The following is a 24239-nucleotide window of genomic DNA, read 5'->3' as shown; positions in this document are numbered from 1 at the left end:
TCCGGGCTGCGGGCCTAGAAGAGAATCTTTTCCGGCGGGCGGCGTTCGGGAACCACTTTTTTCTCGATGGAGCCGTCGTTGTATTCCTTGCTGACGTAGAGGGCGCAGTAGCAGGCGCCGTATTCCCTGACGTCCTCTTCGCGGTACACGCAGGGACAGATGATGTCCTTGTCCTCTTCGTATTCGCCGTTGGCCAGCCTGCACGGACAGGCCATGTAGCCGAAGCGCTCCTTGTTGGTCAGCAGGCTTTCCAGCAAGGGCATGGTCATGTCCATGTCTGTATTGAAATGGTAGCCTTTGGGCTCCTGGATCTTTTTCAGCGAGGCATAGAGTTGCTTGGCGTCCATGAGCTAGTCCTCCTTGAGGGCTTTGTCGATCTGATCCTTGTGGAAACCAACGATGACCTTGTCCTTGATGACAATGGTCGGGAAGGAGACGGCCGGGTTGACTTCCTTGACCGCCTTGACGGCTTGTTTGCGTTCGTCGCCGGTCAGTTCATCCACGTGGACGCATTCGTATTTCACGCCGCATTCATCGAGATATTTTTTGGCATTTCTGCAGTGGATGCAGGTGGAGAGGGCATAGACTTTGATGTCGTTCATGTGAAACGCCTCCATGTCGAACGGTTTGGCGGGTGCGTGGGTACGGGCATTCCGTCTTGTGTTTTCAAAAATTTTTCAACCAGTTGAACATGTCCGCATTATCTGTTCAGCCTGAGTTCCCATTTGCGGACCAGCAGGGAACACAGAAACGTAAGTACGAAATACATGGCCAGCACCAGGGTCCAGATTTCGAAACTCCGGTATGTGGTGGTCATGAGCTGTTGGGCCTGAAAGGTCAACTCTTCGATGGAGATGACCGAAACGATGGCCGAGTCCTTGATTATGGATATAAACTGTCCGGCCAAGGCTGGCAACATCCGCTGGAGGGCCTGGGGAAGGATGACGTAGAGCAGGGACTGGACCCGGGTCAGGCCCGTCCCGGCAGCGGCCTCCCACTGGCCGGGCTCCACCGATTCGATGCCGGCGCGGACTATTTCCGCGATGTAGGCCGCCTCGAACAGGGCCAGGGTGATCAGCGCGGACAGGAACCGGGGGAATCGGTTCATGGGCCCGAAGAACCAGCCCAGGACCTCGCGCGCGCCGTCGGACAGGGCGTAGATGAGCCGGTCCACGCCGAGGAGGGTCATGATCTGGTCGCCGACGAAAAAGTAGAATACGAAGATGAGCACCAGCGGCGGGGTGTTGCGGATGAGCCCCACATAGACCGCGCCCACCTGTCGTTTGAACAGGCTCGGGCTGACCCTGAACAATCCCATGAACACGCCGAGGACCATGGCCAGGAGGCCGGACCACACGGACAGGCGGATAGTGGTGAACAGCCCCTGGGTCAGCAGCCCCGGCGCCCACGATCCGGTGCGTTCGTCGAAGCGCACCAGGAACTGTGGGATGATCTCCCACTTCCAGTGGTAGTTGAGGCCGGTGGCCGCCTTGAACAGGACGTACCCGAAGAACCCCGCCAGAGCCGCCAGGATGGCGGCGTCCAGCAGGGTGATCTTCAGATGTTTTTCGGTTTTTCGGATAGGCAATGAACGGGCCCGGCTACTGGATCTGGTTTTCCCAGTCGTTGGTGAAGAACCAGTATTCGTAGCGGTTTTGCAGCCAGCCCTTGCTCATGGTCACGCGGACCCAGTTGTTCAGCCAGTTGAGGAAGTCGAGGTCGCCTTTTTTCACGGCAAAGGCGATGGGCTCCCTGGTGAAGTCGTCCTTGAGCGGCAGGAAGAGCTGGTCCGCATACTCCTTGGACAGGCTCAGGGGCAGCGGGTTGGAGGCGACCACGGCGTGCACGCGCTCGTTGAGCAGTTCCTGGATGGTTTGGGATTCTTCGTCAAAGAACAGGATCTTGGCCTTGGGCAGGAAGTTTTTGGCCGCCTCGGCAGCGGTGGTGCCCAGGCGCACGGCGATAGTCGTGGCCGGATTGTTGAAGTCATTGATGCTGCTTCGGCCCGCGGCGAGTTTCTTGCTGGCCACGATGGACATGCCCGAATATTCGTAGGGCAGGGAGAAGTTGACCTTCAGGTTGCGCTGGGGCGTGACGGACATGCCGCCGACGATGATGTCGAACTTGCCGGTCAGCAGGGCCGGAATGATGCCGGACCACTTGGTGGGCACGAATTCGACCTTGACGCCCATGTCCTTGGCCAGTCGGCGGGCCACTTCGATCTCGAAGCCGATGTATTCGCCGTTCTTGTCCTTCATGGCCCAGGGCTTGAAAGTGTCGAAACCGACCCGGATGGTGCCGCGTTTGAGAATGGCGTCAAGCTGGCTGCCGCTTTCGGCGGCAACGGCCGGTCCATTTTTCTCGGTTTTTTGTTCAGGGGGTTGTTGGCTGCACCCGAAGCCGGCTGCGAGCAGAATGAAAAGTGTTGCGATGGCCAGGTGACGAAGGGTTTTCATGAGCTTCTCCTTGGTCGGCGTCATTGCGCCGTGTCAAAGGTTACTTGCAGGATTCCTGGGCAAAGGTGACGTGGGACACGCCGAGGATGGCGATCATGATCACGCCGCCGATCTTCGTAGCTCTCCAAATGGTCATGATGAGCTCCTTTGCGGTTAGACCCGAAGGCCGTTGAAGCGTCGTTCCAGCAATCGGACCACCCCGGACAGGGCCAGGGTGACCGCCAGGTAAATGGCGGCGACGGTGAACCATATTTCAAACGTCAAAAATGTTTCTGCGTCAATCATGCGGCCGCGTTGGGTCAGGTCCAGGATGGCGATGGTCGAGACCAGGGCCGAATCCTTGACCAGGGACACGGCCTGGCTGGTCAGGGGCGGGAGTACCCGCCGCACGGCCTGGGGCAGGATGATATAGCGGTACATGGCGTAAGGCCCCATGCCGAGGCTCTTGGCTGCCTCCCATTGGCCCTTGTCGATGGAGGTGATTCCCGCCCGGAATATCTCCGAGGCGTAGGCCCCCTCGAACAGGCTGAGGGCGATGACCGCCGAGCGGAAAGCCGAGATGTCCAGGATGGGCGCGATGACGAAATACATGAAGAATATCTGGATCAGCAGGGGGGTGTTGCGGATCAACTCCATGTACCCGCGGGCCACGCCCTGGGCGGCCCAGGACGTGGACATGCGCATCAACGCGGTGGTCAGGCCGATGCCCATCATGAACACCAGGCTGATGCCCGTGATGCGGAAGGTTACCCCGAGGCCCTCCATGAGAGGCCCCCAGGTAAAACCCCGGTCGGTGACGGTCCAGAGATATTGCGGGATGCGGTACCACTGCCAGTTGTAGCCCAACCGTTGTGAGCCCAGAATCAGCAGCCAGATGATCGCGGCCAGGAGGAGCAGGGTTTTGGTCGTGTCCACCAGGGTGGAACGGTGCAGAAATATTGACTTTTTATGCAAAAGTTCAGCCGACATGCGGTCTCGGGTGTTTGGTTGGCGAAAAGGAACAGCCGCCATTCTGGTTGCACCATAGCACAATACCCGGAGTTTTCCAGGCACGATCGTGTAAAAAGAGAGCCTGCGGATCAGGCCGCATCGTTTCCCAAATTCTCGATGGCGGCCTTGACCCGGGCGAAGACCTCTTCCGGGGTGCCGGCTGCCTCGATCACGCGAATGCGTTTGCGGTTGAAGGCGGCCCAGGTCAGGTAGCCTTCGCGGATACGCTGGTGAAAGGAGAGGTGCTCGGCCTCGAATCGTCCCTCCTCCTTGGCCTTGCCGTCTTCGATGTTGCGCAGGGTGGCCCGTTTCAAGCCTATCTCCGGGTCGATGTCCAGAACGATGGTCAGGTCCGGCCACAGGCCGTTCACGGCCACGCCGTTGAGTTCCCTGAGCATGGACGTGTCCAGGCCGCGCCCGTAGCCCTGGTAGACGATGGTCGAATCTGCGAACCGGTCGCACAGGACCACCTTGCCCGCTTCGAGCGCGGGCCGGATGATCTGCCCCACGTGCTGGGCGCGGTCGGCCAAGTAGAGGAAAAGTTCGGTGGTGGGCGTGATCTCGCGGTTGTCCACGTGCAGAAGCATCTTGCGCAGCTCCACGCCGATGCGGCTGCCGCCCGGTTCCATGGTCTGGACGACCTCCCGGCCCTGCGCCTCGAAATATTCGCGGACACGGGCGATCTGTGTGGACTTGCCGGTCCCCTCTATGCCTTCAAAGGTAATAAACATTGGTTCTCCGCTTTCGCGTTCTGCCTTTTGGCGTTGTCGGGGGTGGGCTCGGGCCGGAATACGTTGCGTTCCAGGAAGCGCATATAGGGGGACCAGGTCGCGCCGGTCTTGTCCATGTCGGCGTAGGCCTGGTCAATGATGTTCAGCTTGGCGTCCATGTTGTCCGCGAAGTGCAGGACGAACGCTTCCGGGGTCTTGGGCCGCACCGGAGAGCCGAATTCGTGCTCGCCGTGATGGCTGGTTATCAAATGTTTCAGGTGCAGCTTCAGACTTTCTTCGAGGCGCGGGGAACGGGCCAGGAACGGCTCCAGCTTCTCCACGCCGATCTGGATGTGGCCGAACAGCCGTCCCTCGTCGGTGTATTCGTTGGTTAGGCCGCCGGACAGCTCCCACGCCTTGCCCAGGTCGTGGAAGATGGCTCCCGCCAGCAGGGTCTGGCGATCCAGGTCGGGGTAAACGTCGCACAGGGCCATGCACGCCCGGGCCACGCCCAGGGTGTGCTCCAGCAAGCCGCCCACGTAGGCGTGGTGGACGGTCTTGGCGCCGGGCGCGGTCAGCAGCCGGGCGCGGATCTCCTCGTTGCCGAGGACTTTGCGGCAGAGGGTCTTCCACGGCTTGTGCCGCATATGCTCGGTGACCATGTCCTCCAGGGCCTCCATCAACTCCTCGGGCGGGGTCGCGGAGGCGGGCAGGAAATCGGACAGGTTCACGCCGGAATCGTAAGCGTCGAGCACGTCCATCTGATCGACCTTGAGCTGATTCTTGTCGCGGTAACTTTCCACGAATCCCCGAACGCGGACCAGACAACCCGGTTCGAGGGTGGGGTATTCCAGGCTTTTCGGGCTCCATATTTTGCCGTCGATGACGCCGGTGGCGTCCTGGAACGAGAGGTTCCAGTAGGGGCCGTTTTTGGACTGGGCCTGATTGGCCCCGGCCAGGAGGAAGAGATCGTCCACGGTCTGGCCCGCTGACAGAGACTGGATATATTGCGACTTTTTGCCCACTGATCTTGCCATTGGATTGATGTTGAGGTACCCCGCCCATACACGTATCATACATATACGCACGGGAAACGGACCGGCGCGGAAGTTGCGCGGCCCGCTCAGGGTTATGAACCTGATTTCACACGTATTGTCAAATCCTAGCTTGCAGGCGGAAACGCGATGAACATTTTGCTCGCCAATGATGACGGCATTCAGGCCATCGGTCTGCGCGCCCTGTATTTCGCCCTTAGGGAGGCCGGACACGAGGTCCATGTGGTCGCCCCGGTTACGGAACAGTCCGCCGTGGGGCACGCCGTGACCCTGGCCCTGCCCATCCGGGTCAAGCAGTTCCGTGAAAACGGTTTCGTCGGTCAGGGCGTCTACGGCACCCCCGTGGATTGCGTCAAGCTCGGCTTGTCCACATTGCTGGAGGAAAAGCCCGATCTGGTCCTGTCCGGGATCAACGCGGGGGCCAACGTGGGCGTGGATATCCTTTATTCCGGGACAGTGTCCGCCGCCACGGAGGGGGCACTGATGGAAATTCCGTCCATGGCCGTGTCCATGGACAATTTCAACCCCGAGGACTTGAGCGGCCAGGCCCGCTATTGCGCCGAATTGCTGCCCAGGATTCCCTGGGCCGACCTGCCGCGTAAGCGCGTGCTCAATCTCAATTTCCCCAATTGCCCCATCGGGGAGGCGAAGGAATTGATCATCTGCCCGCACACCCGCGCGTCCTATGACGACATCTACGATACCCGGCAGGATCCGCGCGGCAGACCCTATTACTGGCTCAGCGGGGCCATTCCGCCGGGCCGCATCAGCCCGGACCGCGACCGCGCGCTGCTGACCGAGGGGCACATCACCCTGACCCCGCTGCATTTCGACTTCACGGACCGAGAGACGTTGGATCTGCTGAAGGATATCATTTCGTGAACCCCGTTGACGGAAAATCATTGGCACAGTATGTTTGTTGCCCGATAAAGCTACATTCAGAGAGATAATCGCTTACCACACAGGAGGACTCGGCATGGCGACGAAGATAGGCTTGAACGGATTTGGACGCATCGGCCGGTATCTGGCCCGGTTGTTGGCGGAAGAGAGCGATCTGGAATTGGTGGCCGTCAACGCGCGTGCTTCCAACGAGGATCTGGCCCACCTGCTGAAATACGACTCCGTGCACGGCCGGTTCCCGGACGTGCAGCCCACTGAGGATGGATTCGTCATGGCGGGCAAGCCGGTCAAGGTGACCCGCAATGCGCCAGGCGAATGGACCTGGGGCGAGATGGGCTGCGACCTGGTCATTGAGTCCACCGGCAAGTTCACCGACCGCGAGAGCTGCGAGAAGCACCTCGCCTGTGGCGCCGGGAAAGTGATCATCTCCGCGCCGGGCAAAAATTCGGACGTGACCGTGGTCATCGGCGTCAACGACGAGGAGCTCAAGCCCGAGCACAAGATCATTTCCAACGCCTCGTGCACGACCAACTGCCTGGCCCCGGTGGCCAAGGTCATCAACGACGCCTTTGGCATCAAGCACGGCATCATGACCACGGTGCATTCCTACACCATGAGCCAGCGCATCTTGGACGGCTCCCACAAGGACTTGCGCCGCGCACGCGCCTGCGCCGTGAATATGGTGCCCACCACCACCGGCGCGGCCAAGGCCGTGGGGTTGGTCATCCCCGAACTGAACGGCCTGTTGGACGGCATGTCCATCCGCGTGCCCACCCCCAACGTGTCCCTGGTGGACCTGGTTTGCGAACTGAAGCGCGAGACCACGGTGGAAGAGGTCAACGCGGCCCTCAAGGCGGCGGCCAACGATTCCATGGGCTACACCGACGAGCCGCTGGTCTCCGTGGACTTCATGGGTTCCACCTTCGGCGGCGTGGTGGACAGCTCGCTGACCCGCGTCATGGGCGGCACCCAGGTCAAGGTCATCGCCTGGTATGACAACGAGGCAGGTTTCACCAACCAGCTTTTGCGCCTCATCAAGAAGACGGCCGCGATGTAGGGTTGTTGGGCGGTCCGATAGCAGACCGTCCGTAGGTTTTCTCCGAAGGGCTTTCAGCCTCACATAGATGGCTACGCTGCGGTGAAAACCCCCGGAAGAAAATACAGCCGATCCACTCTCGAAAATCTAATTCGAGAACGATGGGGCGGCGGAAGAGAGAGCCGCTGTCGGATGGCTGCGCCACCCGATTCCCTCCAGAGAATGATGAAGAAAAGCCCCCTGGCTCAGTAGAGCCGGGGGGCTTTGTCATGCAGTATTTCCCTGCGAAGCGGCGCTAAAAAGTTTAGGAAGGGAAAGGGGATGGGGACCCGGCGGAAGGGGAGAGGGAGAACCTTTTTCAAAGGGGCTCCCGCTCCCTTCCCCCGGCCGCCGGAGGCTTCGGCTATTCGGCCGCAGCCATTTCATCCTTGAAGAGCTTGTAGTTGATGGCATCGACGACGGCCTGCCAAGATGCCTCAATGATGTTGTGGGACACGCCCATGGTCGTCCAATGGTCGGTTTTGTCGCCGCTTTCGACCAGGACGCGGACAAAGGAGGCCGTGCCTCCGGTGTCGCGCACCGCGCCGGACAGGACGCGGACTTTGAAGTCGAGCAGGCGCATCTCCTTGAGCCCAGGGTAGAAACGTTCCAGTCCCTTGCGCAGAGCCTGGTCCAAGGCGTTGACCGGGCCCAGGCCGGTGGCCGCAGTGTGTTCCTGCTGCCCCTTGACGTCCACGATGACCGTGGCCTCGGACATGGGTTCGGGGTCTTCCTCGCGCTTGGCGTCCACCACGAAGAAGTTTCGGAAGTGGAAATAGTGGAGGGGCTGGCCCAAGGTCTGGCGGAGCACGAGTTCGAAGGAGGCGTCGGCCACGGAGTATTCGTAGCCCATGCTTTCCTTGATCTTGAGTTCCTTGAGCAGTCGATCCACGGTGGGATCGTCTTTTTCCAGCTTGTAGCCCAGCTCATGGGCCTTGAACAGGATGTTGGATTTGCCCGCCTGGTCCGAGAGGAGTACGCGGCGCTCGTTGCCCACGGTTTCGGGCGGGATGTGCTCGTAGGTCCGGGCATCCTTGAGGATGGCGCTGACGTGGATACCGCCTTTGTGGGCAAAGGCGGACGCGCCCACGAAGGGTTGGCGCATGAATGGCCGCAGGTTGGCTATTTCGCTGACGAAGTTCGAAATGGGTTGGAGTTTCGCCAGGTTGTCTCGACCGATGACGGTGAAGCCCATCTTGAGTTCGAGGTTGGGGATGACCGAGCAGAGGTTGGCGTTGCCGCACCGCTCGCCGTAGCCGTTGATGGTGCCCTGGACTTGGACCGCGCCGAGGCGGACCGCTTCCAGGGAGTTGGCCACGGCCAGTTCGGAGTCGTTGTGGGCGTGCACGCCCAGGCGCGCTTCGGGAAGTTTTTCGCGCACGGCCCGCACGGCCTCGCCTATCTCGCTGGTCAGGGAGCCGCCGTTGGTGTCGCAGAGGACAAGCCGGTCGGCGCCGGCTTCAAGCGCGGCGTTCAGGGCTTTCATGGCGTATTCGGGGTTGCGCTTGTACCCGTCGAAGAAGTGCTCGGCGTCGAAGATGACCTCGTCCACCCGGGCCTTGAGGTAGGCCACGGAGTTGGCGATGAGTTCCAGGTTGCGCTCAAGCGGGACGCCCAGTGCTATGGTTGCATGGATGTCCCAGGTCTTGCCGAAGATGGTCACCACCGGGGTTTCGGCCTCAAGCAGTCCAGCCAGATTCGGGTCCTTCTCGGGCGTGAACTTGGCCATGTGCGTGGACCCGAAGGCGGCCAGCTTGGCGTTTTTGAAGGTGCAGGACCGGACCGCGTCGAAAAACTTCTTGTCCGTGGGGTTGGAGCCGGGCCAGCCCCCCTCGATGTAATGGATGCCCAAGTCGTCCAGCTTCTGGGCTATGCGGATCTTGTCCTGGGTGGTCAGATTCAGTTCTTCGGCCTGGGCTCCGTCTCTCAACGTCGTGTCATATATCGTGATTTGTTGCATCGGTTACTCGATGTGTTTGCCTTCCTCCAAGTTGAAGGCTTTATGGAGTGTGCGTACGGCCAATTCGGTGTACTTGTCGTCGATCAAGCAGGTGATCTTGATCTCGGAGGTGCTGATCATCAGAATGTTCACGTTCTCATCGGCAAGCGCCCGGAAGGCCGTGGAGGCCACACCGGAATGGTTACGCATGCCGACGCCGATAATCGAGACCTTGGCGACGTTCAAATTGCTGGACAACTCCTCGTAGCCGATTTCGTATTTTAGTTTTTCCAGGGTGTTGATGGTCTGCTTCACGTCGGCGCGGGGCACGGTGAAGGTCATGTCGGTGAGGCCGTCCTTGGACGGGTTCTGGACGATCATGTCCACGAGAATTTTCTTTTCGGCCAGGGGGGAGAAAATCTGGGCGGACACGCCGGGGGTGTCCTTCACGTGTATGAGCGTGATGCGGGCCTGATCTTTATCATAAGCGATGCCCGAAACCATGACGGCTTCCATGTTTTCATCCTCCTGGGTGACTATGGTGCCCGGCTCGTCGGAAAAGGTGGAGCGGACATGAACGGTTACATTGTATTTTTTGGCGAACTCAACGCTGCGGATCTGGAGCACCTTGGCCCCCATGCTGGCCATTTCGAGCATCTCGTCGTAGGAAATGCGGTCGATCTTGCGGGCGTCGGCGCAGAGGTTCGGGTCCGTGGTGAAAACGCCGGTCACGTCGGTGTAGATTTCGCAGACGTCGGCCTTGATGGCCGCCGCCAGGGCCACGGCCGAGGTGTCGGAGCCGCCGCGTCCCAGGGTGGTGATGCGCATGTTCTCGTCGCACCCCTGGAAGCCCGCGACCACCAGGATGTCGTATTCCTGGAGCATGCCCATGAGTTGATTCTGGTCGATGTCGGTGATCCGGGCCTTGCCGTAGCAACAGTCGGTTTTGACCGGGGCCTGGAAACCGAGGACGGAGCGGCATTTGACGCCTTGTTGCTTGAGGAGCATGGCGAACAGCGCGCAGGAGATCTGCTCGCCGGTGGAGACCAGGGCGTCCGCCTCGGCCGGGTCGGGGTTGTCCGACCATTCGTTGGCCAGTTCCAGCAGCCGGTTGGTCTCTCCGGACATGGCCGAGAGCACCACGATGACCTTATTGCCTTCGCGGTAGGGGCGCAGGACCTTCTGCATGACCTGGCGCTGGCATTCCAGGTTGCGGACCGATGTGCCTCCGAATTTTTGTACGACGATGTTCATTCTTCGATACTGCTTTCTCTAGATACGGTTTTCACTCGGGCCGCAGGGCGTTGACGACGTCCCCGGCCGCACCTCCCATCGCATGCAATACGAGGCTTCGTCCAGTGTCCGACGGGGTCCATTCCAGGAAAAGGGCGTCTTGTGGCCACATTTCCCTGGGCAGGTACTGTATCCATTCCACGATGGTGATCGTTTCAGGGTCCTCGAAGGCGTCGAACAGGGCGTCGTCCGGCTCCATGCCTTCCAGTCGGTAGAGGTCGAAATGGGCCACCCCGGGGGTCGTCGGATACAGATTGCAGATGTTGAAGCTCGGGCTTGAGACCTCCGCCGCCTCCGCGCCGGGCAGGGATTCCACGAAACCCCTGACCAACGTGGTTTTGCCCGATCCCAGGTCGCCTTGCAAGAGCAAAGCCGGGGGTGCGTCCATTTCGGACAGGACGGACGCCAGGGCGCGGCCCAGGGCCACGGTGGCGTCGCTGTCGGGAAGATGCAGGGTGAGACGCATTGCCGGTTCCGACCCCTAATCCTTGAGCAGGGTCTTGAGCACGTCTTCCTTGCCGACAACGCCGACGAGTTTGCCGTTCTCGATCACGGGCAAGGTGTAGAGTTTCTGGTTGGCCATCAGGGTGGCCACATCCTCGATGGAGGTCTCGGGTTGAACGAAGGTCGGGGCCGCGGTCATGGCGTCGCCCACCTTGAGGGCGGCGATCTTGGTCATTTCGCGGTCCAGTTCGTCGTGGGAGGAGAGGGGAATGACCCCGTCCAGCAGCGTGAAGAAGGAAGGCAGGGTGATCTTCTTCTGCTGGGCCACCAGATCGGATTGGCAGAGCACGCCGACCACCTTGCCGTCATCCAGGACCGGCGCGCCGTTGATCTTCTTGTCGAGAAGGACCTTGGCCGCGGTGGCGATATCGGTTTCCGGGGTCAGGGTGATGCATTCGGTGGTCATGATGTCTTTGGCTTTCAGCATGATTCAGGCTCCTTGGTGAAGGCTGCCGCCGTATGGGGCAGCATGTTGGCGATTTCGGACGCGAGGTTGCCGCGTGCGGGAAATTCGTTGTTCAGGGCGCGTCCGGCCAGACCGTGCCAGAAAACGCCGGTACAGGCCGCGTGCAGGGGAGAGAGTCCCCCGGCCAGGAGTGCGCCGACGAGACCGGACAAGACGTCGCCGGAGCCGCCCACGGACAGATTCGGCTCGGCGAAGGGGGAAACGCAGGTCATGTCCCGGTCGGCCACCAGCGTGCCTGCGCCCTTGAGCACCAATGTGGCGTCGCAGACGGACAGGAAGCGGTCCACGGCGGTCAGGCGGTCGGCCTGGATTTCCGACGTCCCCACGCCGAGCAACCGGGCCATCTCGCCCGGATGGGGGGTGAGTACGGCCTGTTCGGGCATCGCCCCGAGGGACCCTGGGACAGCGGCCAGGGCGAAAAGGGCGTCCGCGTCCACGACCAGGGGGACGTTGCAGGCGGCGACGAGGTCCAGGGCGAAGGCTGTGGCCTTAGGCGTGCGGCCCAGGCCGGGCCCGAGGACCACAGCGTCGAAGCGATGGAGCTCGGCCTTCAGCGAGGCGGCCATGTCTCGGGTCCAGGCGTTGCCTGTGCCCAGCGGCAGAGTCATGATGTCCGGGGACCCCGCCTTGACGGCGTCGGCCAGCCCGGCGGGGCAGGCCACGGAGACCAGTCCGGCTCCGCCACGCAGTCCGGCCAGGGCGGCCAGATGCGGCGCGCCGGTCAGGCCGATGCTGCCTCCGACCACCAGAACATGCCCGGCGCTGCCCTTGTGCATGTCGCGGGCCGGGGCGGGCAGGGCGTTCATGATTTCCCCGGTGATGAGCTGGTGCCTGGGCGGGTGGTCTTCCCGGATTTTGCGGGGAATGCCGATGGGGCAGACATGCAGCACGCCGGTGTAGGGCCGGGCGTCGGGCAGGACCAGGCCCAGTTTCGGGGCCTGGAGAGTGGCCGTAGCGTCGGCCCGGACCGCGTCGGGCTGGGGGCGTCCGGTGAGGCCGTTCAGCCCCGAGGGAATGTCCACGGCCAGGACGAAGGCGCGTTCGCCCAGCCGGTTGACGGCTCGCACCAGATTCAGGACGTCCTCGCGCAGGGGCCCGTGAAAGCCGGTGCCGAGCAGGCCGTCCACGATGATATCGGGCTGGGGCAGGGCGTCGGGATTCATTCCGGCCAGATGCACCAGAGGGATGTCGAGTTTTTGCGCCCACAGCAGGTTCGTCCGGGTTTCGCCCCGATACGCCTTCTTGGGCCGGGTGTGAAAGACCGTGACTTCGGCCCCGAAATCGTTCAGGTGGCGGGCTACGGCAAAGGCGTCCCCGCCGTTGTTCCCGGAACCGGCGAAGCAATAGATCTTTGCACCGTTGATGTCGCCGTATTCTTCAAGCAACACATTAACTATTCCATGAGAGGCGGACTCCATGAGAGTCACGCCGGGAATGCCGATGGTGCGGATGGTTTCCCGGTCCCATACGGCCATTTCGGCGGGGGTCGGAAGGGGCGACAGCATGAGCTCTCCTGTGGACTGGGGTTAATGTCCTTCCAATATCACGGTGGCGGCGGCGGCATCGCGGGAATGGGTCATGGATACGTGCGCTTTGGTCACGCCCAGGCGTTCGCAGCGGGCCAGGCCTTTGCCGAGAAAGCCGATTTCGGGCTTGCCGTTGGCGTGGTGCAGGACTTCGATGCACTTGAAGTGGATGCCTTCGGTGAAGCCGGTGCCCAGGGCCTTGACCGCCGCCTCCTTGCAGGCGAAGAGGGCGGCCAGGCGCGGCACGGGATTGCGTCTGGGAAGCTGCTCCCGCTCCCGGTCGGTCAGGATTTTCCGGGCGAACCGTTCCCCGTACCGGTCCCAGAGGGCCTGGATGCGGTCCAATTCCGTCAGGTCGATGCCCGTTCCCTTGATCATGCCGTGATTCCGTTTGCCCGCTAGTCCGCGAAGGACCGGACCAGTTCGGCCATGTCCCGGACCGCGCGGTCCAGGCCCACGTAGATGGCCCGGGCCATGATGGCGTGGCCGATGGAGTATTCGCTGATGCCGGGCACATCCTTGAAATTGAGGATGTTGCGGTAGTTCAGACCATGGCCGAGGTTGACCTTGAGACCGATGTCCCGGGCCAGGGAGATGGACTTGAGAATTTTTTCCAGCTCCACACGCCGCTGGCTGTACGCCTTGGCATCGGCGTAGTGCCCGGTGTGGACTTCGATGAATTCCGTGCCCGTGGCGATGGCCGCCTCGATCTGCTTGGGGTCGGCGTCGATGAACAGGCTGGAGCGGATGCCCTTTTCATGGATAGGGGCCAGGAATTCCTTGAGCTCGGCTTCGCGTCCGATGCAATTCAAGCCGCCCTCGGTGGTCAGTTCCTTGCGCTTCTCCGGCACCAGGCAGACCATTTCGGGCTCGACGTCCAGGGCGATTCCCTGCATCTCGGCCGTGGCGGCCATTTCCAGGTGCAGCCGGGTGTTGCATGTCTCCTTGATGAGGCGCACGTCGCGGTCCTGGATATGGCGGCGGTCTTCGCGCAGGTGAACGATGATGCCCGTGGCCCCGGCCAGCTCCGCCATATAGGCTGCGGTCACGGGTTCGGGCTCGATGCCCATTCTGGCCTGGCGCAGGGTGGCCACATGATCGACGTTGACTACGAGTACCGGCATTGTATTATCCTCCGAGTGCCTGATTGCATAATATCCTCATTAAGTAAGGTACCTGATGCGGAATGGCAATAGGCGCGGTATTTCGGAGGCCACCTGCATTCGTGTTGACGCGCCTGGCCGTACACGGTATCCGCTTTGCCTGAAAACGCATAGAAACTCTATCCGGAGCAACGCCATATGAATGTGTGCATCGTCGGCACCGGCTACGTGGGCTTGGTTTCCGCAGCCTGCTTTGCCGAAATGGGAAACAATATTTTTTGCGTGGACGTCAATCCCAAGGTCGTGAAAACCTTGGAAAGCGGCAAGGTCCACATCTATGAACCCGGCCTGGAGGATTTAGTCAGGCGCAACACCGAGCAGGGCCGCCTGCATTTCACCACGGACCTCGGCGAGGGCCTGGATGAGGCCGACGTGGTCTTCATCACCGTGGGTACTCCGTGCCGTGAGGACGGTTCCTGCGATCTCAAGTACGTGGACGCCGTGGCCTCCGAAATCGGCAGGAAGATGACCACGCCCAAGATCGTGGTGGACAAGTCCACCGTGCCCGTGGGCACCGCCGACCGCGTACGCGGAATCATCAAGGCCGAATTGGAAAAGCGCGGCGAGACCATTGGTTTTGATGTCGTCTCCAACCCCGAGTTCCTCAAGGAGGGCGACGCGGTCAACGACTTCATGAAGCCGGACCGGGTCATCGTCGGGACCTCGGACGAGCATTCGGCCACGACCATCAAATCCCTGTACGCCCCGTTCGCGCGCAGCCGGGAAAAACTCATCGTTATGGGCGTGCGTTCGGCCGAGATGACCAAGTACGCGGCCAACTGCATGCTGGCCACCAAGATTTCCTTCATTAACGAAGTGGCCAACATCTGCGAGCGGGTCGGGGCGGACGTCTCCGAAGTGCGGGCGGGCATCGGCTCGGATTCGCGCATCGGCTATTCTTTCATTTACCCCGGCGTGGGCTATGGCGGATCCTGTTTCCCCAAGGACGTCAAGGCGCTCATCGACACCGCAGCCGAGCACGGCTACGATGCCAAACTCATCCGCTCCGTGGACGAGGTCAATAACACACAGAAGCGCATTCTGGCCGAAAAGATCAAGGCGTACTTCGCGCCTCAGGGCGGCGTCAAAGGCCGTACCCTGGCCCTGTGGGGGCTGGCCTTCAAGGCCAATACCGACGACATCCGCGAGGCCTCGGCCACTGAAGTCATCAGGGAATTGACCGCCCAGGGCATGAAGGTTCGAGCCTTCGATCCGGTGGCCAACACCCGCGCCCGCGAGGAGATCGGCCACATCGAAAATCTTGAGATTCTGGACGACCAATACGACGTGCTGGAAGGGGCGGACGCCTTGGCCGTGGTCACGGATTGGAATCAGTTCCGTAACCCGGACTTCGATCGCATCAAGAGTACCCTGACCGCTCCAATCGTCTTTGACGGTCGCAACCTGTACCCGCCCGAACGTATGGGCAAGGCCGGATTCGCCTACTTCTCCATAGGCCGCACCCCGGTTGCCTAAGGGAATGGTCCCGGGCACGAAAAAAAACTCCCCGTCTCGGTTGAGGCGGGGAGTTTTTTCTTCATGGCCGAAGAAATCAGATACGGCCTTTGAAACAGGTGCGGTATTGCAATTCCTGGAGAATGACCCGCTCATATTCGGGGTTGTATTCCAGATCGGTTTGCTCGGCCTGGTCGAGCATCCTGGCCAACTGCTGAGTTTCTTCCCAGAAGTCGAGGAGTTCGTTGTCGGCCAGGCTTTTGACTTGGGCTTCAAGCGTGTCGTGATCGGGGAAATTGGCGTACTGACCCATGCGTAGCGGCTTGCCTCATTTCAAAAGGTGATAAAAATCAAATGTATAGGGACAAAGTTGGACCTACGTTAGCCCTTTATCCTTTGAGCGTCAACCATACTTTACGAACGAAGTATGAGAAAAAACACAACACGGCTTTTTCGTTGGCGAAAAAAGAAAAAGCGGCCGGTTAAGCCCGTCCGCCAGGGAGAGCGGCCGGTTTCTTTCCAAGGATTCCGACCGGCTGGATATTCTCATTGACAAAAAAGGGTAGGGTTGACAGATTCGGAGCTTGAAAAACGGGGCGTGCCGTCGGACGCGTCCGGTCATCCGAGACGGGGTAGCCATGAGAACGGAAGTTGAAGATATCATCGACGACGAAGAGGGCGAGGTCGATCAGGAATTGACCCAGCTGGTGACCTTCAGCATCGGCGACGAGGAGTTCGGGGTCAATATTCTCCAGGTCCAGGAAATCATCCGGACCATGGAGATCACCAACGTGCCCCGCGCGCCCGAGTTTGTCGAGGGCGTCATCAACCTTCGCGGCAAGGTCATTCCCATTGTGGACATGCGCCGTCGTTTCGGGCTCCAGTCCAAGGAGCACGACAAGTACACCCGGATCATCGTCATCGAGATCGACATGATCATCGTCGGTTTCGTGGTCGATTCCGTATCCGAGGTCCTGCGCATTCCGGCCAACTCCGTGCAGCCGCCGCCGCCTGTGGTGGCGGGCATGGATGCAGACTACATCGACGGCGTGGGTAAGCTCGATGACCGGTTGCTCATCCTGCTCGACCTGGACTCGCTCCTCGACAACGAGGAAAAGGAAGCCCTGGGCACCGTCTAGGCCGGACGGAATCTTGGTGACAAGCCGTCCCGCTCCCGTTAGGGAAGAGGCGGCTTTTCTGTTTGACCGTACGTCCGCAAACCCTTTTCCCAGCAAATTCATGCCAGCCATTTATCCCAAGGACATAGCCGACTTCATGCAGGGGACCGTGGATACGGTCCGCGTCTTCAAGAGCGGGCCGGGTTCCCAGGCCCTGCTGGCGGGATCGCTGCTGGCCGGGGGCTCGAACGTGGTCCTGGTGGTCCCCGGCGTCACCGAGTTCCGGGAGATGCAGGCCCTGTTGACCCTGCTGTCGCGCGGTTCGGGCGGCGGGATCGAACAGCCCGCTTGGGAGCGGGAGTGGGCCTTTCTGCCGCCATACCATTCGCGCAACCCGGAATCCTCGGGCTGGAGCGAGCGGTGGGCGGCCTTGTACGGGTTGGTCTACCGGGACGGTCCGCGCGGCGTGCTCATGACCGCCGACAATCTTCTGCCGCACTGGCCCGACGAGACGGTTCTGCGCGAGAACTGGGCCGCCCTGGCCAAGGGCGAGGAGATGTCCCCGGACATCCTTCTGGAGCAACTCGTCTCCTGGGGGTACGTGCGCCGCAAGCTCGTGGCCGAGCCTGGCGATATGGCCATGCGCGGCGATATCCTGGATATTCACGCGCCGGGCTACGAGTTGCCGCTGCGTCTGGAATTTTTCGGCGATATACTGGAGGAAATCCGTCTGTTCGATCCGGCCTCCCAGCGCTCCAAGGCGGATCTCGCCGAGGCCGTGCTGCTGCCCGTGGCCCCCTGCATCACCACAGGCGACCGTGGCTTTCGCGCCCGGGATCAGTGGGAGAAACTGCGCAAGACCGGCGAAATCTCCGCCGCCCAGGAACAGGCGTTGTCCGAGCGCCTCGACGCCGATGACGGGTTCATCTGGCCCGGCCTGTACTATGACGATCCCGTGGGCCTTGAAGCCTTTCTGCCCAAGAACGCGGCCTGGCTGCTTTCTTCCGGGGGAAGTCTGCGTGCGCGGCTCGAAGACCGCGAACAGGCGTGGCGCGACTTCTTGAAGGACGAGGAACGCGACAAGGGAATCAGCCTGCCCAGGCGGTTTGTCGTCCGTTCCCACGACGTGGCCCGCAAGGCGTGGAGTTCCGCCCGCCAATTGGTTTTCGAAGAGCTGACCATTGGCCGGGAGAAGATCGGCATCGACCTGCCCGAGACCCCGTATAGCGATTTTACGGACATCTTCTGGCGTCCCGAGGCCTCGCGGCGACCGTGGGCGGCCCTCATGGCCGGGATCAAAGAATGGCAGGGCGCTGGCGAAACCACCATCCTGAGCTTCCGCACCCGGCGTTCGCGGGCCAAGTTCCTGAATCTGGCCGAGCAGGAGAGTCTGCCCATCACCCTGGAATATGCGCCGGACAGGCCCGGGCTCTACGCTTTGGTCTCACCGTTGCGCAAGGGCATGGACATTGGCTGGAACCGTACGCGCATCCTTGGCGAGGAGGTTCTCCAACCTCAGGCCGCCCGGGCGCACGAGCGGCGCGACAAGGCCTTCAAAGGGCTTGACCGGTACGACGACCTGTCCGAGGGCGACCTGCTGGTCCACCGGGACTACGGGCTGTCCCAGTTCGGCGGCCTGCACCATATGTCCATCGGCGAAGGGGCCAACGACTACTTGCTTCTGTATTTTTCTGGCGAGGATAAGTTGTACCTGCCCGTGGACCGGCTCAATCTCGTCCAGCGCTTCAAGGGCCCCGAGGGGGCCCGGCAGCCGTCGTTGGATAAGCTCGGCGGCGCACGTTGGGCCAAGACCACGGCCAAGGTCCGCAAAGCCATCGAGAAGATCGCCCACGAATTGGTGGAGATGTACGCCTTCCGCCGGGTGGCCAAGGGGTTCGGCTACGGCCCGCTGGACGAGATGTACGCCGAGTTTGAGGCGACCTTCGGTTTCGAGGAGACCCCGGATCAGGAGAAGGCCGTGAACGACGTGTTCCGGGACATGGAGAAGCCCGAACCCATGGACCGGCTTGTCTGCGGCGACGTCGGCTTCGGCAAGACCGAGGTGGCCTTGCGCGCCGCTTTCCGCGCGGCGCTCGAAGGCCGCCAGACGGCCCTGCTGTGCCCGACCACGGTCCTGGCCGAACAGCATTACCAGACATTCACCAAGCGCATGGAGGGGTTCCCGGTGCGCGTGGGCCTGCTCAGCCGGTTCGTCTCCGCCAAGCGGCAGAAGACCGTGCTCGAAGCCGCGAGCCGGGGCGAAATCGACATCCTCATCGGTACGCACCGCATTCTGTCCAAGGACGTGGCGTTGCCCAATCTCGGCCTGCTCATTTTGGATGAGGAACAGCGCTTTGGGGTCAAGCACAAAGAAAAGCTCAAGCATTTCAGACAGAATATCGACGTCTTGACCTTAACGGCCACACCCATCCCCCGGACTCTGCAACTTTCCCTGTCCGGCATCCGAGGACTGTCCGTCATCGAGACCCCGCCCGTGGATCGCAAGCCCGTGGAAACGGGCATCATGGAGCGCGAGAACCTGGAACTCGCGGCGGTCCTGCGCCGGGAGCTGGACCGGGGCGGCCAAGTCTACTGGGTGTACAACCGGGTCAACGGGCTGGAACGGGTGGCCGAGTACGTGCGCGGCCTGGTCCCGGATGCCAAGGTGGGTATGGCCCACGGCCGCATGAGCGAAAAAGGGCTTGAAGAGGCCATGCGCGGCTTCTGGCACGGGGAGCTGGATGTGCTCGTCTGCACCTCCATTGTGGAGTCCGGCCTGGATTTCCCCAATGCGAACACCCTCATCGTGGACCAGGCCCAGCTTTTCGGCCTGGGGCAGCTCTATCAGTTGCGGGGCAGGGTGGGGCGGAGTGAACGCCAAGCCTATGCATATTTCGTGGTTCCGTCCATCAAGGATATTTCCGAAATCGTGCGCAAACGCTTGCGCATCATTCTGGACATGGATTATCTGGGGGCAGGATTCAAGGTGGCCATGGAGGACTTGCGCCTTCGCGGCGCAGGCAATATCCTGGGCGAGGCCCAGTCCGGGCAGATCGCCAAAGTCGGCCTCGAACTCTTCCTTGAAATGCTTGAGGAGGAGGTCGCCAGGCTGCGTGGCGAGGAGCATGCCGGGGCATTGGACACGGAACTCAATTTCGTGTTCGAGGCACACATTCCCGGCGGGTACATCCCGGATTCACGGGAGCGGCTGCGCTACTACCGGGGCCTTTCCTCGGCGGCCTCGGATATGGAGCTTCGCGAATACGAAGCGGAGATCCGGGATCGGTTCGGCCCGTTGCCCGAGGCCCTGGACGCCTTTTTCGGGGTGTTGCGCATAAAACGAACCTTGTCCCGCATGCAGGCGGCCAGGGCGGAGCTCTACCCAAGCCGGATGGTCATCACTTGGAAGGACAACGCCATGGCGGTTACCCCGGAGCAACTCATTCGCTGGGTTGGCGGACGGGGGGAAACGGCCAAGCTCATTCCCCCGGCCAAGCTGGAAATCCGATATGAAGACGCGCATTCCATGCGGGAGGCGTTGGAATCTACCGCCGCGGACCTGGAAAGCATGTTCGATGCCGAAAACGCGCCACCGACCGGACGATAACGAGTACATATGAAACGTTACATAGCCATATTGTTTTTGTTGGCGGCCCTCATGGCCGGTTGCTCTGGGGACACGGACGACATGGGCATCGTGGCCCGGGTCAACGGTGCGCCCATTTTCCTCAGCCAGTTGGAGTTCCAACACGACCAGTTCCAGGAGGACAGCGTCGGGGCCTTTGTGCCCAGCGTGGAAAAGCTGCGCCGGGAATACGGCGAGATCCTGTCGGACCTGATTGTGCAGGAACTGGTGGTCCAGGATTTGGCCCGCCGCGACCTGTCCGTGACGGACGAGGAACTGCGCAAGGCCGAGGACATGGTGCGCGCCGATTATCCCGAGGGGGCCTTTGAACAGGTTTTGGTCGAGGAATACATCGACCTCAAGTCCTGGCGGCGGCAACTGCGTTACTATCTGGCCCAGAAGAAATTTTTTCAGCAGGTCCTCCGGCCGCAGGTCAAGATCGACTACAAAGAGGCCGAGAAGTACTACCGCGACCATATCTCGGACTTCTATCTGGCCGAGAGTCTGCGCATCCTGGTGGTGCGGGGGCCGAGCCGCGAGTTGGTTATCAAGGCCGTGGACAAGTATCTCAAGGATCATGACCAGGTGAACTTGGCCACCGCCTTTGGTGAAGTCGAGACCCGGGAGGTGGTGGTGCGGGAAGGGCGGTTGACCGCCCCCTGGCGCGCCGCTTTGACCGGGCTCAAGCCGGGGCAGGCCAGCGACGTACTAACCGACCGTTTCGGTTTCGAAGCCCTGGTTTTGCTCGAACGCAGCGAAGCCAAAGTCTTGCCTCCGGCCCAGGCCTATCCCCTGGTGGAAGAGGCCCTGCTTGAAAAGAAGATGGAAAGCGCCTTCGAGAAATGGCTTTCCGGGAGCTTGGCCAAGGCGGACATCAAGATCAGCGAGCATCTGCTGGAATCCGCCGCCAAGCCGGGAGAAGGCGATGCTGGCGGGGATGACCCCGTCATGACGGAACCGGACGAATCATCTCCGGATCAGGGCATGGAACCGACCTTGCCGCCGGACATGTCCCAGGATGACATGAACGATCAGGAGCCGGCCGATGAGGCTATTCCCATGGACCAGATCGGCACGGATACGGGGATCTGATCGGTCCGTTCGTTGCATAGTCCGTACAAAACGACTAGAATCCGACAACATTTCGGGAGAGGAATGGAAATGTCCTTTCCCGATTCAAGGAGTGAATGCGTGGTAAAAATCGTTTCCTTGCTTTTGGGAGCCATGCTCTTTCTCTATCCGCTGACGGCCCAGGCCAAGGATATGGTCGTGGACCGCATCCTGGTGAAGATCAACGACTCCATCATCACCCAATATGACTTGGACCAGGAGATGAAGCCCGTTTACGACAAGATCAAGGACCGCAAACTCGATGCCCGGGAACAGGCGAAGTTGCAGTCGTTGCGGAAGCAGATGCTGGATAAGCTCGTCAACGATGAACTCATTCAGCAGGAGATCCAGCGGTTTTCCGTCAACGTGTCCGAAGAGAATCTGGACAAGGAAATCGAGCGGGTCCGCAACGAGCGCGGTCTGACCCTGGAGGAATTTCAGCAGATGGTGGCCCAGGATGGCCTGAGCATGGAGGAGTTCCGTTCGCGGCTCAAGAAAATGCTGGAGAAGCAGGAGCTCATCGGCCACATGGTCAACAGCAAGGTCGTGGTCACGGATTCGGAAATCCAGGCGGAGTATGAAGCCCGCAAGGATGATTACTCCATGGGCAAGATGGTCGAGCTGGCCATTATCCTCTTGCCGCCCGATGTATCTCCGGTGGAAGTCAGGGAGCGCATCACCAACGGCGAGCTGACCTTTGCCGAGGCCGTAGCCAAGTATAGTGTCGGTCCGGGCAAGGACAGCGGCGGATCCATCGGTCAACTGAACTGGGTGGACCTGGCCGACGAGTGGCGAACCTCCCTTCAGGGAGTGGCCGAGGGCGGCGTGAGCACGCCATTGACCATCCAGGGGCATCAAGCTCTGCTTTCACCCATCAAGATCAACGACGACCGCATGGTTCCGCTTGAAGACGTGCGCGACAATCTCTACAGGGATTTGATGCAGAAAAAACGGGAGACGGTGTTCACCGATTATTTCGATAAATTGAAGCAGAGCGCGGTTATCGTCTACATGGACGATGCGCTCAAGCCCGATAATGGAGTAACCCAATGACATTTCAGGAACTCGGCGAAACGCTACAGCGCGAACGGGAGGCCAAGGGGCTGACCATCAAAGCGGTCATGGAGACCACCAAGATCAGCCGCGTCATCCTTCTCGCCTTGGAGAGTGGCGACCGCTCGGCCCTGCCGCATCCCGTGTACACCAAGGGATTCGTCAAGAGCTACGCCCGCCTGCTCGGGCTCGACCCGGATGAACTGTCCATGGTCGTGGACCGCGAATATCAATTGGAGCAGCCCCAGGCAGGGGACCTTTCCTACGATGTGGCCCCCACTGCGGAAAAGGCCTTTCAGGACAACGAAGTGGGCGCTGGACGCCGCAAGCGGTCCGTGTGGCCCTCCATCCTCATCGTCTTGGTCCTCGTCGTCGCGGCGGTGATCCTGGTCTTGAATCTGAACAAGCCCAAGGTCCCGGAGGCCACTGTGCCAGCGCCGGTTCCGGCCGAGGAGTCCGTCCAGCCCGCCGGGCCCGGTGAGGTTGTCCCGGAAGTCGCCCCTGCCGATGACCAGTCTGCGCCCGAGATCGCGCCCGAGATCGCGCCCGAGACGGCTCCCGCCGAGGAACAGGACTGGGCTACGCGGACCGGTCAAGCCCCGGCGGAAGAATCCGCGCCCGACGTGCCCGCTCCGGCCGCTCCCGCCCGCGAGCGGGCCGCCGCCCCGGCTCAAGTTCCGGCTCCGGCCCAGTCCGACCTGGCCGACGAGGAGGCCGCCATTACCCAGGAGGGCGCGCCCGATGAGCCCAACTACGACCATGTGGTGATCATCCGCGCCATCTCGGACAAGGGGTGCTGGATCGGCGTCTGGCGGGGCGAGGAGACCAAGATGGCCCGTGACTTCGTCCTGCGCAAGGGGGAACCGCTGCGCCTCATGTTCAACAGCCCGCGCCGCATCCGCATTGGCAACGTTTCCGGCGTGACCGTGACCTATAACGGCCAGCCCTACGCCCTGGACGCCTCCAAGGGCAACATCCAGACGCTTACCTTCGGCATGTGACCGGGATTTCCGGATTCCGCGCGGACGTAGGCTCATGAGCGCCACCGAAAAAGCCCTCGTACTCAAGACCGGGCGTTTTCGAGAGGCCGACGTCTGGGTTCGCCTGCTGACGCCTTCGCGCGGCATCTTCAACGGGTTCGCCTTCGGCGGCAGCCGTTCGCGCCGTCGCTTCGTGGGCTGCCTTGATCCTTTGAGCCTCGTGCTCTTCACCATCGGAACCAACAAGACCGGTGCATACACGGTCCTCGAAGAGGGGACGCTGCTGCACAATTTTCCCGGGATCCGCACGGACCCGGCACGCACCGGCCTGGCCGTCAACTGCGTCAAATTCGTAGAGGCGGTGGAGATCGACCCCGCCGATGCCAAGGTTGCCTACGAACTGCTCCTTGAGACCCTGCACATGCTGGAGGAGAGCGGCACGGGCAGCGATTTTACCCCCTGGCTCTTTCGGGCCAAAATGGCCTTCGACATGGGCTTCACGCCCGACTTCCTCTGTTGCGGGGTATGCGGCCGCCCCTTGTCCTGCGAGTGCGGCCATCGTTTCGGCGTGGAGCGCGGCCAAGTGGCCTGCCGGACTTGTCTTTCCGACGGGAAACCGTTAGAGGGTCTTGCTCGGCCTATTTCCGCCGGGGTGCTGCGCGCCCTGGACTGGATACAACACAGCCGGCCGGCCGACTGGGCCTCAGTGAGCATGGACAATGAAGTCCGCCGCCAGGCCAGTCAACTGATTGAACTATTCGTCGCCTACCACCTGGGCCTGTCCTGGGAGGGCGGCATGTATAAAAAGGTATGAGTTGGAG

General features: G+C 61.3%; 24 protein-coding genes. 9 read left to right on the top strand and 15 right to left on the bottom strand.

The window, feature by feature from the left end; genetic code table 11:
• Positions 1 to 14: 14 nt before the first annotated feature.
• The 7 genes from J0909_RS08920 to J0909_RS08890 form a co-directional block, all read right to left on the bottom strand.
• Positions 15 to 347 carry a ferredoxin-thioredoxin reductase catalytic domain-containing protein gene (locus J0909_RS08920; RefSeq protein ID WP_207262177.1) on the bottom strand — a complete coding sequence of 111 codons (333 nt, stop codon included), beginning with the start codon at positions 345 to 347 and terminating at the stop codon, positions 15 to 17.
• A 3-nt stretch (positions 348 to 350) separates the two neighbouring features.
• Entirely contained in the window at positions 351 to 602 is a 252-nt protein-coding gene (locus J0909_RS08915; protein ID WP_207262176.1) for a glutaredoxin family protein, read from the bottom strand.
• Between the two features lie 98 nt (positions 603 to 700).
• Positions 701 to 1582, bottom strand: a complete 882-nt coding sequence (locus J0909_RS08910) for an amino acid ABC transporter permease (protein WP_502757440.1) — start codon at positions 1580 to 1582, stop codon at positions 701 to 703.
• A gap of 19 nt (positions 1583 to 1601) precedes the next feature.
• On the bottom strand, positions 1602 to 2456 hold the full coding sequence (locus J0909_RS08905; RefSeq protein ID WP_207262174.1) for a transporter substrate-binding domain-containing protein: 855 nt from the start codon (positions 2454 to 2456) through the stop codon (positions 1602 to 1604).
• Positions 2457 to 2609: 153 nt separating this feature from the next.
• On the bottom strand, positions 2610 to 3425 hold the full coding sequence (locus J0909_RS08900; protein ID WP_207262173.1) for an amino acid ABC transporter permease: 816 nt from the start codon (positions 3423 to 3425) through the stop codon (positions 2610 to 2612).
• Positions 3426 to 3535: 110 nt separating this feature from the next.
• Positions 3536 to 4177, bottom strand: a complete 642-nt coding sequence (tmk, locus tag J0909_RS08895; RefSeq protein WP_207262172.1) for a dTMP kinase — start codon at positions 4175 to 4177, stop codon at positions 3536 to 3538.
• Positions 4153 to 5193 carry a 3'-5' exoribonuclease YhaM family protein gene (locus J0909_RS08890; RefSeq protein WP_207262171.1) on the bottom strand — a complete coding sequence of 347 codons (1041 nt, stop codon included), beginning with the start codon at positions 5191 to 5193 and terminating at the stop codon, positions 4153 to 4155. Before J0909_RS08890 ends, tmk begins: the two co-directional genes overlap by 25 nt.
• Positions 5194 to 5340: 147 nt before the next feature.
• Between J0909_RS08890 and surE the strand changes: the two genes are divergently transcribed.
• Both surE and gap read left to right on the top strand, forming a co-directional pair.
• On the top strand, positions 5341 to 6093 hold the full coding sequence (gene surE / locus J0909_RS08885) for a 5'/3'-nucleotidase SurE (RefSeq protein ID WP_207262169.1): 753 nt from the start codon (positions 5341 to 5343) through the stop codon (positions 6091 to 6093).
• 94 nt (positions 6094 to 6187) lie between these two features.
• Positions 6188 to 7168, top strand: a complete 981-nt coding sequence (gene gap, locus J0909_RS08880; RefSeq protein ID WP_207262168.1) for a type I glyceraldehyde-3-phosphate dehydrogenase — start codon at positions 6188 to 6190, stop codon at positions 7166 to 7168.
• Positions 7169 to 7550: 382 nt separating this feature from the next.
• On the opposite strand, the gene cimA is transcribed toward gap, so the two are convergent.
• From cimA to J0909_RS08845, 7 genes are read right to left on the bottom strand one after another with little or no spacing between them, the layout of a single operon-like run.
• Positions 7551 to 9146: a citramalate synthase gene (gene cimA / locus J0909_RS08875; RefSeq protein WP_207262167.1), complete on the bottom strand. Its 1596-nt coding sequence runs from the start codon at positions 9144 to 9146 to the stop codon at positions 7551 to 7553.
• 3 nt (positions 9147 to 9149) lie between these two features.
• Positions 9150 to 10379: an aspartate kinase gene (locus J0909_RS08870; RefSeq protein WP_207262166.1), complete on the bottom strand. Its 1230-nt coding sequence runs from the start codon at positions 10377 to 10379 to the stop codon at positions 9150 to 9152.
• A 31-nt stretch (positions 10380 to 10410) separates the two neighbouring features.
• Positions 10411 to 10884, bottom strand: a complete 474-nt coding sequence (gene tsaE, locus J0909_RS08865; RefSeq protein WP_207262165.1) for a tRNA (adenosine(37)-N6)-threonylcarbamoyltransferase complex ATPase subunit type 1 TsaE — start codon at positions 10882 to 10884, stop codon at positions 10411 to 10413.
• A 15-nt stretch (positions 10885 to 10899) separates the two neighbouring features.
• On the bottom strand, positions 10900 to 11349 hold the full coding sequence (locus J0909_RS08860; RefSeq protein ID WP_207262159.1) for a CBS domain-containing protein: 450 nt from the start codon (positions 11347 to 11349) through the stop codon (positions 10900 to 10902).
• Positions 11343 to 12893: an NAD(P)H-hydrate dehydratase gene (locus J0909_RS08855; RefSeq protein WP_207262158.1), complete on the bottom strand. Its 1551-nt coding sequence runs from the start codon at positions 12891 to 12893 to the stop codon at positions 11343 to 11345. Before J0909_RS08855 ends, J0909_RS08860 begins: the two co-directional genes overlap by 7 nt.
• A gap of 21 nt (positions 12894 to 12914) precedes the next feature.
• Positions 12915 to 13292, bottom strand: coding sequence for a holo-[acyl-carrier-protein] synthase (locus J0909_RS08850; protein ID WP_207262157.1), 378 nt, complete (start codon positions 13290 to 13292; stop codon positions 12915 to 12917).
• A 20-nt stretch (positions 13293 to 13312) separates the two neighbouring features.
• The gene (locus J0909_RS08845) at positions 13313 to 14038 is read right to left on the bottom strand and encodes a pyridoxine 5'-phosphate synthase (RefSeq protein ID WP_207262156.1); all 726 of its coding nucleotides are present in this window, start codon (positions 14036 to 14038) and stop codon (positions 13313 to 13315) included.
• Between the two features lie 177 nt (positions 14039 to 14215).
• On the opposite strand from J0909_RS08845, the gene J0909_RS08840 reads away from it, so the two are divergent.
• Entirely contained in the window at positions 14216 to 15553 is a 1338-nt protein-coding gene (locus tag J0909_RS08840; protein ID WP_207262155.1) for a UDP-glucose dehydrogenase family protein, read from the top strand.
• A gap of 76 nt (positions 15554 to 15629) precedes the next feature.
• Here the strand turns inward: J0909_RS08840 and J0909_RS08835 are convergent, their stop codons facing one another.
• Positions 15630 to 15845, bottom strand: a complete 216-nt coding sequence (locus J0909_RS08835) for a hypothetical protein (protein ID WP_207262154.1) — start codon at positions 15843 to 15845, stop codon at positions 15630 to 15632.
• A 325-nt stretch (positions 15846 to 16170) separates the two neighbouring features.
• Between J0909_RS08835 and J0909_RS08830 the strand changes: the two genes are divergently transcribed.
• From J0909_RS08830 to recO, 6 genes are all read left to right on the top strand, one after another.
• A complete protein-coding gene (locus J0909_RS08830) occupies positions 16171 to 16671 on the top strand; it encodes a chemotaxis protein CheW (protein ID WP_207262153.1) in 501 nt (166 codons plus the stop codon).
• Positions 16672 to 16771: 100 nt separating this feature from the next.
• A complete protein-coding gene (gene mfd / locus J0909_RS08825; RefSeq protein ID WP_207262151.1) occupies positions 16772 to 20257 on the top strand; it encodes a transcription-repair coupling factor in 3486 nt (1161 codons plus the stop codon).
• Positions 20258 to 20266: 9 nt separating this feature from the next.
• Positions 20267 to 21367, top strand: coding sequence for a peptidylprolyl isomerase (locus J0909_RS08820; protein WP_207262149.1), 1101 nt, complete (start codon positions 20267 to 20269; stop codon positions 21365 to 21367).
• Positions 21368 to 21466: 99 nt separating this feature from the next.
• The gene (locus J0909_RS08815; RefSeq protein WP_207262148.1) at positions 21467 to 22438 is read left to right on the top strand and encodes a SurA N-terminal domain-containing protein; all 972 of its coding nucleotides are present in this window, start codon (positions 21467 to 21469) and stop codon (positions 22436 to 22438) included.
• Entirely contained in the window at positions 22435 to 23439 is a 1005-nt protein-coding gene (locus J0909_RS08810; RefSeq protein WP_207262147.1) for a helix-turn-helix domain-containing protein, read from the top strand. The genes J0909_RS08815 and J0909_RS08810 overlap by 4 nt, the downstream gene beginning before the upstream one ends.
• 34 nt (positions 23440 to 23473) lie before the next feature.
• Positions 23474 to 24232, top strand: coding sequence for a DNA repair protein RecO (recO, locus tag J0909_RS08805; RefSeq protein ID WP_207262146.1), 759 nt, complete (start codon positions 23474 to 23476; stop codon positions 24230 to 24232).
• Positions 24233 to 24239: the final 7 nt, after the last annotated feature.

Source organism: Desulfovibrio sp. Huiquan2017, from assembly GCF_017351175.1.
In the GTDB taxonomy this organism is placed as follows: Bacteria; Desulfobacterota; Desulfovibrionia; order Desulfovibrionales; family Desulfovibrionaceae; genus Pseudodesulfovibrio.
This window is presented reverse-complemented; position numbering and strand designations above follow the sequence as displayed.

Coding starts and splice junctions, on each gene's coding strand:
- J0909_RS08920 (WP_207262177.1), bottom strand. CDS start 347: ATGGACGCCAAGCAACTCTATGCCTCGCTGAAAAAGATCCAGGAGCCC.
- J0909_RS08915 (WP_207262176.1), bottom strand. CDS start 602: ATGAACGACATCAAAGTCTATGCCCTCTCCACCTGCATCCACTGCAGA.
- J0909_RS08905 (WP_207262174.1), bottom strand. CDS start 2,456: ATGAAAACCCTTCGTCACCTGGCCATCGCAACACTTTTCATTCTGCTC.
- J0909_RS08900 (WP_207262173.1), bottom strand. CDS start 3,425: ATGTCGGCTGAACTTTTGCATAAAAAGTCAATATTTCTGCACCGTTCC.
- tmk (WP_207262172.1), bottom strand. CDS start 4,177: ATGTTTATTACCTTTGAAGGCATAGAGGGGACCGGCAAGTCCACACAG.
- J0909_RS08890 (WP_207262171.1), bottom strand. CDS start 5,193: ATGGCAAGATCAGTGGGCAAAAAGTCGCAATATATCCAGTCTCTGTCA.
- surE (WP_207262169.1), top strand. CDS start 5,341: ATGAACATTTTGCTCGCCAATGATGACGGCATTCAGGCCATCGGTCTG.
- gap (WP_207262168.1), top strand. CDS start 6,188: ATGGCGACGAAGATAGGCTTGAACGGATTTGGACGCATCGGCCGGTAT.
- cimA (WP_207262167.1), bottom strand. CDS start 9,146: ATGCAACAAATCACGATATATGACACGACGTTGAGAGACGGAGCCCAG.
- J0909_RS08870 (WP_207262166.1), bottom strand. CDS start 10,379: ATGAACATCGTCGTACAAAAATTCGGAGGCACATCGGTCCGCAACCTG.
- tsaE (WP_207262165.1), bottom strand. CDS start 10,884: ATGCGTCTCACCCTGCATCTTCCCGACAGCGACGCCACCGTGGCCCTG.
- J0909_RS08860 (WP_207262159.1), bottom strand. CDS start 11,349: ATGCTGAAAGCCAAAGACATCATGACCACCGAATGCATCACCCTGACC.
- J0909_RS08855 (WP_207262158.1), bottom strand. CDS start 12,893: ATGCTGTCGCCCCTTCCGACCCCCGCCGAAATGGCCGTATGGGACCGG.
- J0909_RS08850 (WP_207262157.1), bottom strand. CDS start 13,292: ATGATCAAGGGAACGGGCATCGACCTGACGGAATTGGACCGCATCCAG.
- J0909_RS08845 (WP_207262156.1), bottom strand. CDS start 14,038: ATGCCGGTACTCGTAGTCAACGTCGATCATGTGGCCACCCTGCGCCAG.
- J0909_RS08840 (WP_207262155.1), top strand. CDS start 14,216: ATGAATGTGTGCATCGTCGGCACCGGCTACGTGGGCTTGGTTTCCGCA.
- J0909_RS08835 (WP_207262154.1), bottom strand. CDS start 15,845: ATGGGTCAGTACGCCAATTTCCCCGATCACGACACGCTTGAAGCCCAA.
- J0909_RS08830 (WP_207262153.1), top strand. CDS start 16,171: ATGAGAACGGAAGTTGAAGATATCATCGACGACGAAGAGGGCGAGGTC.
- mfd (WP_207262151.1), top strand. CDS start 16,772: ATGCCAGCCATTTATCCCAAGGACATAGCCGACTTCATGCAGGGGACC.
- J0909_RS08820 (WP_207262149.1), top strand. CDS start 20,267: ATGAAACGTTACATAGCCATATTGTTTTTGTTGGCGGCCCTCATGGCC.
- J0909_RS08810 (WP_207262147.1), top strand. CDS start 22,435: ATGACATTTCAGGAACTCGGCGAAACGCTACAGCGCGAACGGGAGGCC.
- recO (WP_207262146.1), top strand. CDS start 23,474: ATGAGCGCCACCGAAAAAGCCCTCGTACTCAAGACCGGGCGTTTTCGA.